This is a genomic window from Acetobacter fabarum (assembly GCF_040702925.2).
GTDB classification, from domain to species: domain Bacteria; phylum Pseudomonadota; class Alphaproteobacteria; order Acetobacterales; family Acetobacteraceae; genus Acetobacter; species Acetobacter fabarum_B.
Window position 1 is genome coordinate 1 of the sequence record NZ_JBFCXX020000037.1, and the last position, 12872, is coordinate 12872.

Consider the following 12872-nt stretch of genomic DNA (forward strand, 5'->3'; position numbering starts at 1 on the left):
CCTAGGGCATGGCCTGATCAAGCAGGATTTCCACCCCGGGTACGATCCGCTGGATCAGGTCGCCTTCGGGCTGGGGCGTGCTGGTTACGACATGGATACTGGCCGAGGCCGCTATGCCCTTTTTGGCGGCAAGAAGTGCTGTGCGGGCGTTTTCGCGCCAGTTCAGCGTACGCCCCGTGCCAAGGGCGGCCAGCCCCGCACGGGCCAGATCGGCCAGTTGGGCCGAGGCCGCCAGTGCCGGGGTCAGCCCCGCGTTATGGGCTGCCGCGCGGGTGAAGGCGCTGTCATTATCGGCCCAGCGGGTGAGCCTGTTTTCCAGATCATGGCGTAGTTCGGTATGACCGGCAATAAAGGCTCTGGCTTCGGCGTTAAAGGTTTCAGCCTCGAAGCTGTCCGGGCTGGCAATATCCGCCGGGGTGCCGAGCTGTTGCAAGGTGGCGGTCTGTTTGTGCCGGATTTGCAGAAACTCATGGTTATGGGCGTAATTACGCACGGGTGAGACCGTCTGAAGCAGCACGGCGGCGGCCTCCGTCTCCCCCGGAGCCAGACGATCAAGCATGCGCCGGGTGTTGGCATGGGCCTCCAGCCCCAGCAGGTCCAGCCGGTCTGCTATAATCGCCAGTCTGGGGTACAGGGTCGTGGCATCGCACCGGTCCTGCGCGGACCAGAACCGTTCGGCCAGTGCTGCCGCCCGTGGCCATATGCGCGCATCCAGCATGTCGGGGGAGACAACCTCGGCCCATAAAACGGCTTCCGCACCCAGTACATGGGCTTTCTGTGCGTCATTCAGGGGTGGTGGAGGGGTGTCCTCCGCCTTTGCTGTGGCGGTGGGGAGTGTTGGCGGGGTATCGGGCGGGTTGGGGCCGGTGGTCTGGGCGGCGGCCTGTGCCTCCGCTGCATCCTTGCGCATGTCCAGCGGGTCTGTGGTGTAATAGGCACTCGCGGGGAGCAGGCGGTCCAGATAATAGGGGCCGGAAATAACCGTGTCATGGCCAGCGGCCGTGGCCTGTGCGGTATGGGCGGGGCCACGCCAGCTTTCTATAATGGTGTCAGGGGGAATATCGGCTTCCTGTACCTCATCCCAGCCCATAACGGTTTTGCCACGCAGGCGCAGGGCGTGGGCCACGTGGCGGGTGTAGTCCGCCTGCAAGGCCGCAACCGAGGCTATGTGGTGCTGCTTCATATACGCGGCAATATGGGGAGATTGCGCCCATTGTTTTGCCACCACCTCGTCCCCCCCGATATGAAAAACGGGGTCGGGAAACAGGCTCGCCATTTCTGCGTACACGGCGTTGACAAAGCTGAGTGTGGCCGGGTTGGTGGGGTCCAGAGCCGCGCGGTTGATCTCGGCCCGGTCGGTGGTGTTGAGCGGGGTGTTGGCGGCGTAGCGCGGGTATGCCAGCAGCATGGCGTAACTGTGGCCGGGTGTATCGAACTCGGGCACCACACGGATACCCCTGTCCGCAGCCTCGCGCACAAGCTGGCGGACCTGTTCCTGCGTGTAATACTGCCCGTGGCTGCCAAGTGTGTGCAGGCGCGGGAAAACCCTGCTCTCTACCCTGAAGGCGGCACCATCGGACAGATGGATGTGCAGCACGTTCAGCTTGACCATTTCCATGGCGTCCAGCTGGCGTAGCAGGTCGGGCAGGGGCATGAAGTGCCTGCTGGTATCCAGCATAAGCCCGCGCCAGGCAAAGCGCGGGGTATCCTCAATATGGGCCTGTGCCAGCACGGGGCCATCGCGTTCTTGCCGTACAAGCTGGCTCAGGCTGGTCAGGCCATGCAGCACCCCAGCCACCCCCTGCGCATTCAGGGTTATGCCGGTGGGGGCGACATCCAGCGTATAGCCCTCACGCATGCTGGGGCTGGGGAATGTGATGTCCTTGGGAGTGCTGATGTTCAGCACAAGCCCGTCCGGTGGAGGGGGGGGCTGAGTGAACACAATGGGCCTGCCTGCCAGTATGCCAAGCCGTGTGCGCAGCCGCTCCACAGCCCGGAGCAACAGTGGGGTTGGCGGGCTGTTCCAGTGCAGGGTCAGGCTTTGGGGCAAGGCAAAGGCGGCCCCTGATGCCTGTAGAACAGCCGGTGCGGGCATGACCAGCGGCAGGCGTACGCTATTGCGTACAAAAGCTGGTTCGGACGTGCCGGAGAGTGTGTCCGGCGCATTTTGCGCCATGGCCACACAGGGTATGCCCCCTGCTATGGCAAGGCCGCACAGGAGCAGCGTTCTGGCTGGAAGGGATTTGAAAAAGTGAGCAATCATGGCTGTGTGTTTTGCACCGAGAATGAGGTTGCAAGCCTGCGTACCCATGCCGCGTCCACTTCCCAGCCTGCCAGCTGGGCCGCGCGCAGGGTGGCCCCGCCCAGTGGGGGCAGGGCAGGAGGGGTTGCGGGCTGGCCCAGCAGTGTGCTCACGCGCGCACGGACGGCCGCGCTGGTCATTACACTCCCGCCATAGCTCCATGGCAGGCCCATCAGGGGCTGTGCAGCCGGGTGTGTGGCGGGTGCAGCAGGGGCTGGCAGCGCAAGGCCGCGGCAGGCCGTGTGCGCCAGATCGGCCAGATGCGTGCCCGCCGCATGCAGTATGGCCAGAGCGTGGGGGTCATGCGTCTGGGCCAGTGTATGGACTATGGGAGCCACATCCCCCACGGCGGAGCGTGGGTGGGGGCGGGTGCGCAGCCACTCGCGCAGGGCATCGGCTGCGTGGGGGCCGTGACTGGGCAATTCCAGCGCATGCAGCATGGCGCGTGCAAAGGGAGCAAAGGGTGTCGTGGGGTCGTCCAGAAAACGGGCGGCGTGGTTAAGGGCCTGACAGCCAATCCAGTAGCCGCCCCCTTCATCCCCGAACAGCCAGCCCCAGCCGCCTGCGCGGGTGGTGTGCCCATCTTGCGTGCGTGCCTGCGCTACGGAGCCTGTGCCTGCCAGCACAAAAACCCCTGCCCCTCCGGCAAAGGCCGCCCGGTGGGCGGTCTGCACATCGTTTTCCAGTTCCAGCGGGATGTCTGGTCCAAGGGCTGCGCGGGCAACCTCCACCTGCTGGTGGGAGGAAGGACGCGCCCCGTCATACCCGGCCATGCCCAGTACGGCCGCGCACAGGCCGTTATGGGGGAGTGCGCGCAGCAGGGCATGCAGGTGCTCGGCCCAGTCTGGCCGGTCATAGGGGTTGCAGCCGGGTCCGGTGGTGTGGGCCAGCAGGCTGGCATTCCGCGTGATCAGGGCAACGCGGGTATGGGTGCCCCCGCCGTCGAGTGCAAGAAGGGTCTGGGCGGGGGGCATTAATACAGGATCTGTTCGGGTGCGGGTGGGTTATGGGAGGTGGGGCCTACGCCACGTGCAGCCTGCACGGCCAGCAGGTCCAGTGCCCGGCGCAGGTGCCCGTCGCACAGGCGGAGCAGCATACGCCCCTGTGCGGGTTCCAGCCCCTGACGCAGCAGAATAGCCAGTTTGATGGACCCATCCGCCTTGAGCAGGGCGGCCTGTGCCTGCGTGTCCGAACAATCGGTTAACTGGGTAATCATCCGCAGTGCGCGGTGCACCAGTTTGGTGTTTACAATGCGCATGTCCACCATATGCCCCCGCCATGTATGGCCAAGACGGATCATGAGTGTGGTGGAAAGCAGGTTGAGGCAGATTTTCTGCGCAGTGCCTGCCTTCATGCGGGTGGAGCCTGCCACGACTTCCGGCCCGGTTTCGGTCAGAATACCTATGTCAGTTTCGGCCAGCAGGCGGGCTGCGGGGGTACAGGACAGGCCAATGGTCAGGCTGCCGCAAAAGCGGGCGCTGGCAAGGGCTGCGCAGGTGTAGGGGGTGTTCCCGCTTGCGGCAATGCCGATCACCACATCATCAGCCGTGGGGGTGTGGCGGGTTATGGCGCGCTGGGCTTCGTCCTCATCATCTTCAGCGCCTTCCACGGGGCTGAACAGGGCGGCCTCTCCACCTGCCAGCAGCAGCACCAGCCGCTCCGACGGCCAGCCATAGGTCGGGATCAGTTCCACACCATCCTGCAAGCCAATCCGCCCCGATGTGCCCGCCCCTACGTAAAACAGCCGCCCGCCGCGCTCCAGCCGCGGCACGGCCTGCGCAATGGCGGCCTCCATGTCCGCCAGAGCGGAGCGTACTGCCGCCGTGGCCGCAAGCTGGCTTTCCAGCAGGCTTTCCAGCACGGTGGCGGTGGGCCATGTGTCCAGCCCGTCATAACGCGGGTCCTGCATTTCCGTGCGGGGGGGCTGGTTTGGTGTGTGCTGGGTGGTCATGATTTTGGCCTCCGGTTGCGGGCGGGCAGGGGGTATGGACTAAGGTGCATGATATGGAGCAGGCCGGCTAGCCCGAATAGGATCATCACGCCCAGCACGATCAGCCACGCAAAGGCAAGGGGGTGCCCATTGGGGCGCAGGGCCAGCATGGCCCAGACCATGCACGGTACGCTCAATGCAAAGGCGGGTGCCAGTGTGCGTGCCTGCACACGGGGCATGACCATACCCGCAACAAACGTGCCCAGCATGGGGCCATACCCGCACGCGGCAATGGACAGGCCAAGCAGGATGGCGGACTGGCTGGCATGGGCAAACAGTCCGGCACAGGCCACCAGCGCGCAGGCCCACACCACGCTAACCAGCCGGGCAAAGCCCAGCGCGGAGCAGCGCAGCCTGCGTGCGGCGCGCGCGCATAGAGGGGCAAAATCCCCCACACTGGCTGCGGTCATGGCCGACAGGGTGGCCGAGAGCGATCCCATGGTGGCGGCCAGAATACCCGCCAGCATAAGCCCGCGCAGGCCCGGTGGCAGGTCATGCACAATATATGCGGGAAAAATGGCGTCCGGGCTGGCATAGCCTGCCTGCGCAAGTGTGAGCCCACGATTGCGCGCCCAGAGCAGCACGCCGGTCAGGCTGAGCAGGGTAAACAGTATGCCCACCCCCAGCGCGCTGCCCATAAGGGCCAGCCGCGCATCCCGCAGGCTGCGTGCGGCCAGCACACGCTGGACCATAAGCTGGTCGGTGCCGTGAGATGCAACCGAGAGCAAAGCCCCCCCGGCAAGGGCGGCAAGGGGGGTAAACGGGCTGTTCAGCAACGGAGCATCATGGGCAAACAGGTGCAGCCGCCCCGCCTGTTGCAGGCTGTGCCATGTGCCCGCGGGTGCGCCATGCCATAACAGCAGCGCGCAGGCTGTAGCCCCGAACAGATACAGACCAAACTGGATGCTGTCTGACCAGACCACTGCGCGCAGGCCGCCACAAACAGTGTAGAACAGGGTCAGCAGCATAATGCCCCCCAGCAGTACGGGCTGGGGCAGGTGTATATGCAGGGCCGCCAGCATGGTGGCCAAGGGGAGCATGCCCGCAAACAGGCGCACGGCCTCCGCCAGCAGGCGGGTGGTCAGGAATGTGGCGGAGGCCAGCCGCTGCATGGTGGAGCCAAAGCGCTGGCCCAGCCAGTCATAGGCGCTGAGCATGTGCCCCTGCTGGTAAAGGGGCAGGAACCACCACGCAACAATGGCCCGGCCCACAAGGTAGCCAAGGGCCAGCCCCACAAAAACCATGCCCGACCCATAGGCAATGCCCGGCACGCTGATGACGGTCAGGGTAGAGGTTTCCGTTGCAACAAGGGACAGGCACAGCGCCCACCATGGCAGGTCCCTGTGCCCTTCCAGATACGCGGTGGGGGAGGACTGGCGGCCCGCCAGCATAAGGGCCACAACCGGCATGGCTGCCAGATAGGCCAGCATGACCAGCAGATCGGTAAGGCTCATGGTATGGTCCTGTTCATGCCGTGGGGCAGGGCCGAGGTGGGAGAACGCCATACCGGGCAGACCAGCCCGCATGCGGGGTAAGGCTGGCATGGCGCACACGAACTTTAGAAACAGCCCGCGCGGGCAGCAAGTCTCTATTCCATTGCCCCATGTGGCGGGCCTGTCCGGGGGACGGGCTCGCCCGAGTGTGACAGGCCGGGGGCTTGGCGCGGCAGGCTTGCGGGCGGTAGTCTGGACGGCAGGTATTGCCCCGGTGCGGGGGAACTGTGCATCGCCCCGGTGGGAGGCAGAAAGGAACCGTTATGACCAGCAGTTGCAGTTCTGGCGGGTGTGACCCCCGTGCCCCCCTGACCCCCGAACAGGAGCAGATTCTGCTCGGCCATGGCACGGAATACCCCGGCTCCAGCCCCCTGAACGGGGAAAAACGCCCCGGTACTTACCATTGCGCGGCATGCGGTACGCTGCTGTTTTCCTCTACCACCAAGTATGAGAGCGGGAGCGGGTGGCCATCCTTCTGGGCGGCAGAGCCGGAGGGTGTTGCCACCCGGCGCGATACAAGCCACGGCATGGTCAGGGAGGAGGCCCACTGCGCGCAGTGCGAGGGCCATCTGGGCCATGTCTTTAACGACGGGCCACCCCCTACCGGGCTGCGTTACTGCATGAACGGGCTTGCACTGGACTTTCGGCCCAGTGCTGCGGGCAGCGCCGGATAAACACACAGCCCCGGTGTGGCGGGGCGGGCTGACGTGTGCTCAGCCCGGCACCTGCTGCGGGGCATGGGCTGTCTGCCTTCCCCCTACGGCGTTGAGGAAAAAAGACCATGCTTCGCTAAAAAAAGCATCGCGCTCTTCCTCGGTCTTGAGCGGATCAAGGCCAAAAAGACTGTCTTCCATTGGCCAGCCGGTGATCATGCCGGTCAGCAGGCGGGCCGTGGTGTCCGTGGCATGGCCGGGGTTGATCTGGCCCTTCTGCTCCGCGGCTTTGAGCAGGCGCACAAAATTATTGTGAAAAGGCTGGCCAATAGCCGCCACCGCCTGCTGTTGCAGGGAAGGGTGGCGGTGCCCGTCGGCTATGAGAATCCGGTACGTGCCCAGTGCATCAGGGCGGAGGGTCAGATCCAGCATCAGGCGGCTGATGTGGCGCAGTTCCTCCAGCGGGTTGGTCAGGGGGGTCTGTTCCATGGCCCGCAGCACCGAGCCGGTCAGGTTGGTGACCACTGCTATGAACAGCGCCTCCTTGGAGGAATAGCGGCGGTAGATTGTCTGTTTGCTGGCGCAGGCCTTGCGGGCGATCTGGTCGATGGAGGTGCCCGCATAGCCATGCTGCACAAACAGGCCCGCCGCTATTTCCAGCAGATACTGGTCAAGGTCTTCCGTAACATCGGTCGTGGGGCGCCCACAGCGCCGTTTACGCCCCTGCAGGCAAGGGTTTGCCATGTCCAGAGGACGGGTGGCAAAGGTAAGGGCCTTGCTCAGGTAACCTTTGGGTGAACGGGGGGCTGGGGGCTCAGACAACGATTATCCGCTTTGTGTTAGCTGGTGTAGGGCAGGGGTAGGACAACACATCTGCAATGTGGCGGTTTTATACCTGTGTCGTGTTTTTATTTCGAGGTCTTTCCGTGCGACGCAAGAATGTGTTGCAAGAAAAGGGGGTGTTGCGGCCGCTCTTTTCCGCCACACACAAAACACACATACCACGTGGCGCACGATCATGTCAGGAAATAACCCCAGTGGAACAGCAGATGCTTGAGGGCGAACAGGCCCCCGCACCAGACCAGACCAGCCAGACCAGTGCGAACAAAAGGCTGCCCCCCACCCCCCATGCGGATACGGCAGGGACCGCCAGCGCGGAGCAGATAGCTCTTCTGGCCCTGAACGTGCAGAAACTGGGGCGTATTCTGCGCCGTTTTTATCAGCTTGCCATAGCCGTGGTGGCGGCCCTGTGCGTGGGGCTGTTCATTTACGCGGGTGGGGCTGTGGTTATGGTGGTGTTTGCCGCAGCCCTTGTGGCGGTGGTCCTGCATGGTGCTGCACGGGTGATCTGCCGGGTGCTGCCCATGCGGCAGTGGGTGGCGGTGGTGCTGTTCCTTGCCACCCTTGTGGGGGGCGTTTCGTTTGTTGTGCATGTGTCCGGCCCCGAGCTGGTAACCCAGCTTTCCCACCTGTATGCGGCCCTGACCCATGAACGTGATGCCCTGCATGCTACTCTGAATGAGAATCCGGTTGGACATTCGGTGCTGAACCACATTCCCCGCTTTCTGGGTGGCAACCAGACATCCGGTCCTCTTGGGTCGGAGGGGACGAGTGGGATGGACTTTGCAGGGTCCATGACCAATGTGCTGACCTCCACCTTCGGGTCGGCAGGTACGCTGGTGGTTATTGTGATTGCGGGGGTATATTTTGCGCTCTCCCCCCACCTGTATGCCAATGGCCTGCTGCGGCTGGTGCCCACGCGCTACCGCGGCACCGCGCGTGAGTTGATCCGCACAACAGCCCATGTGCTGTCTGCCTGGGTTGCAGGGCAGTTGCTGGATATGACCGTGGTGGGCGTGCTGACATGGGGTGGCCTGTCCCTGCTGGGCATGCCGCTTGCTTTTCCGCTTGGGCTGGTTGCAGGTACCGCCAACTTCATTCCCTATCTGGGCACGTTTATCGGGGCGGTGCCTGCCGTGCTGATCGCCCTGTCCATCAGCCCGCGGGAAGCTCTTATGGTGGCGGGGTTATATGCCTTTATTCAGGCGTTTGAAGGGTATGTCATGTCCCCTTTCATTCAGAAAAGGGCGGTCAGCATGCCGCCTGCGCTGACCATTCTCTCCCAGACCATATTTGGCGCTTTTCTGGGGATGTGGGGCTTTGCTTTTGCCTCCCCCATTACCGCCGTGCTGCTGGCGGTGATCGACCACCTGACCGCTCCCCTGCCGGAGGAAGAACAGGTCTGACAGGGTATATTTTTAGCATAAAAGGGTAAAAAGCAGGACAAAACAGGTGCGATCTGCGTTTTTTGGGGTGGTTTTCCCGCTTGTGTGCATGCACATTCCACACAACAAGAATATCCGCTTGAAGGAAGCACGGGATGTCCAGCCCAGCCGACGATTTTCAGAAATACCGGCACCTCAGCCCGTTTGAACTCAAGGACCAGCTTATCCGGCTGGCCTCGGGGCGGGCGCAGCGGGCCATGCTGGATGCAGGGCGCGGCAACCCCAACTTTCTGGCGACCCTGCCCCGGCAGGGCTTTTTTCAGCTTGGCATGTTTGCCGCAGCCGATTCTGCTCTCACATTCTCCTATATGGCCGAAGGGGTGGGGGGTATGCCCCGCCGCGCAGGGATAGAAGCCCGGTTTGAGGCATTTCTGGCAGCCAACAAGGATGTGCCCGGTGTGGCCTTCCTGCGTCGCGCCCTGTCCTATGTGCGTGACCAGATGGGCCTGTCAGCCGATGCGTTTCTGCTCGAAGCCACAGCGGGTATTCTGGGGTGTGACTACCCGACCCCACCCCGCATGCTCCGCTACGCCGAACAGGTGGTGCGCCACTACCTGCTGCACGAAATGGCAGGCGGCACCATGCCCGAAAGTACGACGGACCTGTTTGCGCTGGAAGGGGGGACGGCTGCCATCAGCTATATTTTTGCCTCCCTGCGGGAAAACGGGCTGATCCGGCCGGGGGACAAGGCCGCCATTGGCATGCCGGTCTTTACCCCGTACGTGGAAATCCCGGAACTGCGGGACTACCAGTTGCAGGAAGTGGCCATTAATGCCGACCCCGAGGCCGGGTGGCAGTACCCGCCAGAGGAACTGGACAAGCTACTTGATCCCTCGGTCAAGATTTTTCTGGTGGTGAACCCCAGCAACCCGCCATCGGTCCGCATGAGCGATGCAGGGCTTGCCCGCATTGCCGAAATTGTCAAAAAACGCCCGGACCTGATTATTGTCACCGATGACGTGTACGGTACTTTTGCCGATGATTTCCGGTCCATTTACGCCATTTGCCCGTACAACACGGTGCTGGTTTATTCCTTCTCCAAGTATTTTGGTTCCACGGGCTGGCGGCTTGGTGTTGTGGCCATGCACCAGAACAACGTGCTGGACCACGCGCTGGCAGCCCTGCCCGAAGCCGAAAAACAGGAACTGGACAAGCGTTACGCCTCTCTCACCCCCGATGTGCGCGGGCTGAAGTTTATTGACCGGCTGGTGGCCGATAGCCGTACCGTGGCACTTAACCACACGGCGGGCCTGTCCACCCCCCAGCAGGTGCAGATGGTGCTGTTTGCCCTTTTTGCCCTTATGGATGGGCGGGATGCGTATAAAAACGCGCTCAAACGTCTGCTACACCGGCGCGAACTGGCCCTGTACCGCGATCTGGGCGTAAAAGCGCCGGATGATGATGGCAGCACCCACTATTACACGCTGATCGATCTGGCCAATGTGGTCACACAGCTTTATGGCCGCCGCTTTGCCCGGTGGTTGATGACCAAGGTGGACTACCAGACCATCCTGTTCCGCATTGCGGAGGAAACAGGCGTGGTGCTGCTGCCCGGTGATGGCTTTGCCGTCAAGCGCCCATCTGCCCGGGCCTCGCTCGCCAATCTGAACGAGTACCAGTACGCCGCCATAGGCACGGCCCTGCGGCGCATGGCGGATGAATATTATGCCCGCTACTGCACGGAAAAAGAGGTTAAGGCCGCAGCCCCCGCACCAGCGGCACACCCGGCGCACTAAAGCCGGGCAAGGGCCGGGGGAGGGGTAAACCCTGCTCCAGCCTGCCCGGTATTGCCCCGCATTATCTGCGTGGGGCTGGTTGCGTGGGGGAGCTAGCTCCTGTGGGCGTCAGTCGTTTTTGCCAAAAACCGGACGGGTGGTTTCAAACAGGAACCATGTGCGGCGTTCTGTTTCATCAATCCAGTTTTCCAGCAGGCTGGCGGTGGCAACGTCGTGTGCATCATCACAGATGTCATGCACCGCGCGCAGGCGTTTGGTCAGGGTCAGGTTGTCTTCGCGCAGTTCGGCCAGCATGTCCTCGGGGGTGACGTACAGGGCATCGTTATCCAGAATGGCCGTTTTGCGGCTGATTTCCCCAACGGAGTGCAGCGTGGTGCCGCCAATCTTGCGTGCGCGCTCGGCCAGAGGGTCGGTCATGGCAAAAATCTGCTGGCTCTGCTCGTCCAGCAGCAGGTGGTAATCACGAAAGTGGCGACCACTCATATGCCAGTGGAAGTTTTTGGTTTTGATGTAAAGGGCGAACACATCCGCCAGAACCTCGGCCAGACCTGCGGCCACAGCCTTGACCTTTTCGGCCTTCAGGTCTGTGGGCGTGCCAAGATATTCCTTGATGTGACGTTCTGAAGCATTGGGTTTGGTCATGGGAATGCCAGCCTTTCCAATAAATGTCAGTCTGCGGTGCGGGGTGTTCCCCCACCGCTGCATCCAACGTGGAAAGTGAATGAAGGGATACAACCCCACACGGGTAAAGACTCCAGCCCTCACACGAACGTGACCAAGACGGAGTGCAGGCATTGCCAGTTGCGTGGTCTGCCGTAACCTGTTTGCTGTTTGCTGTTTGCTGTTTGCTGTCTGCTGGTTCAGGGGATGTTACGCCTCGCTTTTAAGCGGGCGGCTGAGCAGGCTGTGCGTAGCCTGCGGCAGGGTGATCCGTCCTTCCATAAAGGCGGCAATGCAGTCGGTTATGGGGGTTTCCACCCCATGGGTGCGGGCAAGGCTTTGCAGGGCGGCAGCCGTTGTTACCCCCTCGGCCACGCCGGGCAGGCTGTTCAGGGCGGTTTGTGTGCTCATGCCCTGCCCAAGGGCAAGCCCCATCTGATAATTGCGCGAGGATGCCCCCGTGCAGGTCAGCAGAAGATCCCCCAGCCCTGCAAGGCCCGCCAGTGTTGTGGCCTGCCCGCCAAGGGCTGTGGCCAGCCGGGTTATTTCGGCCAGTCCACGGGTAATCAGGGCTGCGCGTGCATTTTCGCCCAGACCCGCGCCTATGGTCACGCCCGAGGCTACGGCAATCACGTTTTTGGCTGCAGCCCCAAGCTGCACTCCCACGCAGTCCGTGCTGGCGTAAAGGCGAAACAGGGGGGTGGAAAGCTGCGTGCTCAGGCTTTGTGCGCGTGTGGCGTCCGGGGCCGCCAGTACGGCGGCCGCGGGCAGGCCAGCGGCAATCTCACGCGCAAAATTGGGGCCACACAGTACGGCGCCGGGTACATCTGCCCGCTCCCGTGCGAGAATATCCAGCGGAAAAGCCAGTGTCTGGCGTTCTATGCCCTTGCAGCACAAAATGGCAGCAACACCAGGAGGCAGCAGGGGCAGAACAGAGGCCAGATACTGCGTGGGCACGGCAACCAGCACACAGCGCGGCGTAACCTGTGGCAATGCGGAGCAAGGGTGAATGGCAGGGGGGAGCGGGTAGTCCGGCAGGCGCGGCATGGCCCCGTTGGGCAGGGTTTGCGCGTTACGTGCCCATAAATGCACCTGTGCTCCGGTGCGGGCAGCATGCAGGGCCAGTGCAGTGCCCCATGCACCGCCGCCAAGTACAAAAACTGGATCGCTCATACCTGCTTCGGTGCCAGAAGCAGGAGGAGAGTGCAAGCGCGGTAAAAGAGCCGGGACAGGTCCGGCTGGCGGGTGTTCAGGCAGAAGCTGCCATGGCCACGCTCTGCTGGCGGGCGGCGTGGGCGGCCAGTTCAGCCTGCTGCATGTGCCTCATCTTGGCTTCGCGCAGCAGGCACACAACACCTTTAACGCAGTTGCCGCACTGGGCCTTGCACCCGCGGGCGGCATAAATCTCGCGCGGATGGTTTGCGCCATCGGCCACGGCGGCTTCAACATCTTTATGAGTCAGCAGGTTGCAGGAGCAGACAACCATTACTTTGCACCTCATGGTTACGAGTCTGACCTTACTGAACCATAAATGATAATTAGTCGCAATACTTTCCGTGCATGGCGGCCTTGATATGAGCAGAAAAATAATCGCACGCGTCATGCGCTCATGCGTGCCGCCACAGAGGGGCAGGTGGCGCGGCTAAGTCGTTTTGGCGATCAGCCTGAAGCTTTTTTCAGGACTATGGTTTTGAACCACTCCGAGCAGATATGGACAGACCTGCGGCCTGTTCGGATGGGTGTAACAGGGACC

At 62.7% G+C, this 12872-nt stretch carries 12 protein-coding genes; 4 read left to right on the plus strand and 8 right to left on the minus strand.

Going from position 1 to position 12872, the window contains the following annotated elements; genetic code table 11:
• Position 1: 1 nt before the first annotated feature.
• The 4 genes from AB2L51_RS14560 to AB2L51_RS14575 are packed head-to-tail and all read right to left on the minus strand — an operon-like array spanning position 2 to position 5746.
• Positions 2–2263: a beta-N-acetylhexosaminidase gene (locus AB2L51_RS14560; protein WP_395582654.1), complete on the minus strand. Its 2262-nt coding sequence runs from the start codon at positions 2261–2263 to the stop codon at positions 2–4.
• Positions 2260–3276, minus strand: a complete 1017-nt coding sequence (locus tag AB2L51_RS14565) for an N-acetylglucosamine kinase (RefSeq protein WP_395582653.1) — start codon at positions 3274–3276, stop codon at positions 2260–2262. Before AB2L51_RS14565 ends, AB2L51_RS14560 begins: the two co-directional genes overlap by 4 nt.
• Positions 3276–4253, minus strand: coding sequence for an N-acetylmuramic acid 6-phosphate etherase (locus tag AB2L51_RS14570; protein ID WP_395582652.1), 978 nt, complete (start codon positions 4251–4253; stop codon positions 3276–3278). The genes AB2L51_RS14565 and AB2L51_RS14570 overlap by 1 nt, the downstream gene beginning before the upstream one ends.
• Entirely contained in the window at positions 4250–5746 is a 1497-nt protein-coding gene (locus AB2L51_RS14575; protein ID WP_395582672.1) for a sodium:solute symporter, read from the minus strand. Before AB2L51_RS14575 ends, AB2L51_RS14570 begins: the two co-directional genes overlap by 4 nt.
• Before the next feature lie 88 nt (positions 5747–5834).
• Here AB2L51_RS14575 and AB2L51_RS14580 point away from each other — a divergent pair, with 88 nt between their 5' ends.
• Together AB2L51_RS14580 and msrB are read left to right on the plus strand one after the other, a co-directional pair.
• Positions 5835–6080, plus strand: coding sequence for a hypothetical protein (locus tag AB2L51_RS14580; RefSeq protein ID WP_395582651.1), 246 nt, complete (start codon positions 5835–5837; stop codon positions 6078–6080).
• Positions 6049–6459 (plus strand): peptide-methionine (R)-S-oxide reductase MsrB, encoded by a 411-nt coding sequence (gene msrB / locus AB2L51_RS14585; protein WP_395582650.1) that lies wholly within the window; start codon positions 6049–6051, stop codon positions 6457–6459. The genes AB2L51_RS14580 and msrB overlap by 32 nt, the downstream gene beginning before the upstream one ends.
• Before the next feature lie 39 nt (positions 6460–6498).
• Here msrB and AB2L51_RS14590 read toward each other — a convergent pair whose 3' ends face one another.
• Positions 6499–7260, minus strand: a complete 762-nt coding sequence (locus AB2L51_RS14590) for a TetR/AcrR family transcriptional regulator (RefSeq protein ID WP_395582649.1) — start codon at positions 7258–7260, stop codon at positions 6499–6501.
• A gap of 227 nt (positions 7261–7487) precedes the next feature.
• Here AB2L51_RS14590 and AB2L51_RS14595 point away from each other — a divergent pair, with 227 nt between their 5' ends.
• Both AB2L51_RS14595 and AB2L51_RS14600 read left to right on the plus strand, forming a co-directional pair.
• On the plus strand, positions 7488–8684 hold the full coding sequence (locus tag AB2L51_RS14595; RefSeq protein ID WP_408874603.1) for an AI-2E family transporter: 1197 nt from the start codon (positions 7488–7490) through the stop codon (positions 8682–8684).
• 134 nt (positions 8685–8818) lie between these two features.
• Entirely contained in the window at positions 8819–10459 is a 1641-nt protein-coding gene (locus AB2L51_RS14600; protein WP_395582647.1) for a bifunctional aspartate transaminase/aspartate 4-decarboxylase, read from the plus strand.
• Between the two features lie 108 nt (positions 10460–10567).
• Here AB2L51_RS14600 and AB2L51_RS14605 read toward each other — a convergent pair whose 3' ends face one another.
• From AB2L51_RS14605 to AB2L51_RS14615, 3 genes are all read right to left on the minus strand, one after another.
• Positions 10568–11101: a Dps family protein gene (locus AB2L51_RS14605; protein ID WP_395582646.1), complete on the minus strand. Its 534-nt coding sequence runs from the start codon at positions 11099–11101 to the stop codon at positions 10568–10570.
• 228 nt (positions 11102–11329) lie between these two features.
• A complete protein-coding gene (locus AB2L51_RS14610; RefSeq protein WP_395582645.1) occupies positions 11330–12292 on the minus strand; it encodes an NAD(P)H-dependent glycerol-3-phosphate dehydrogenase in 963 nt (320 codons plus the stop codon).
• A gap of 76 nt (positions 12293–12368) precedes the next feature.
• Positions 12369–12605, minus strand: a complete 237-nt coding sequence (locus AB2L51_RS14615; protein ID WP_086646664.1) for a (2Fe-2S)-binding protein — start codon at positions 12603–12605, stop codon at positions 12369–12371.
• Between the last annotated feature and the right edge of the window lie 267 nt (positions 12606–12872).

What these genes read in the sequence shown, in the direction of transcription:
- AB2L51_RS14565 (WP_395582653.1), bottom strand. Translation starts at nt 3,276, where the DNA reads ATGCCCCCCGCCCAGACCCTTCTTGCACTCGACGGCGGGGGCACCCAT.
- AB2L51_RS14575 (WP_395582672.1), bottom strand. Translation starts at nt 5,746, where the DNA reads ATGAGCCTTACCGATCTGCTGGTCATGCTGGCCTATCTGGCAGCCATG.
- AB2L51_RS14600 (WP_395582647.1), top strand. Translation starts at nt 8,819, where the DNA reads ATGTCCAGCCCAGCCGACGATTTTCAGAAATACCGGCACCTCAGCCCG.
- AB2L51_RS14595 (WP_408874603.1), top strand. Translation starts at nt 7,488, where the DNA reads ATGCTTGAGGGCGAACAGGCCCCCGCACCAGACCAGACCAGCCAGACC.
- AB2L51_RS14560 (WP_395582654.1), bottom strand. Translation starts at nt 2,263, where the DNA reads ATGATTGCTCACTTTTTCAAATCCCTTCCAGCCAGAACGCTGCTCCTG.
- msrB (WP_395582650.1), top strand. Translation starts at nt 6,049, where the DNA reads ATGACCAGCAGTTGCAGTTCTGGCGGGTGTGACCCCCGTGCCCCCCTG.
- AB2L51_RS14615 (WP_086646664.1), bottom strand. Translation starts at nt 12,605, where the DNA reads ATGGTTGTCTGCTCCTGCAACCTGCTGACTCATAAAGATGTTGAAGCC.
- AB2L51_RS14580 (WP_395582651.1), top strand. Translation starts at nt 5,835, where the DNA reads ATGGCGCACACGAACTTTAGAAACAGCCCGCGCGGGCAGCAAGTCTCT.
- AB2L51_RS14605 (WP_395582646.1), bottom strand. Translation starts at nt 11,101, where the DNA reads ATGACCAAACCCAATGCTTCAGAACGTCACATCAAGGAATATCTTGGC.
- AB2L51_RS14610 (WP_395582645.1), bottom strand. Translation starts at nt 12,292, where the DNA reads ATGAGCGATCCAGTTTTTGTACTTGGCGGCGGTGCATGGGGCACTGCA.
- AB2L51_RS14570 (WP_395582652.1), bottom strand. Translation starts at nt 4,253, where the DNA reads ATGACCACCCAGCACACACCAAACCAGCCCCCCCGCACGGAAATGCAG.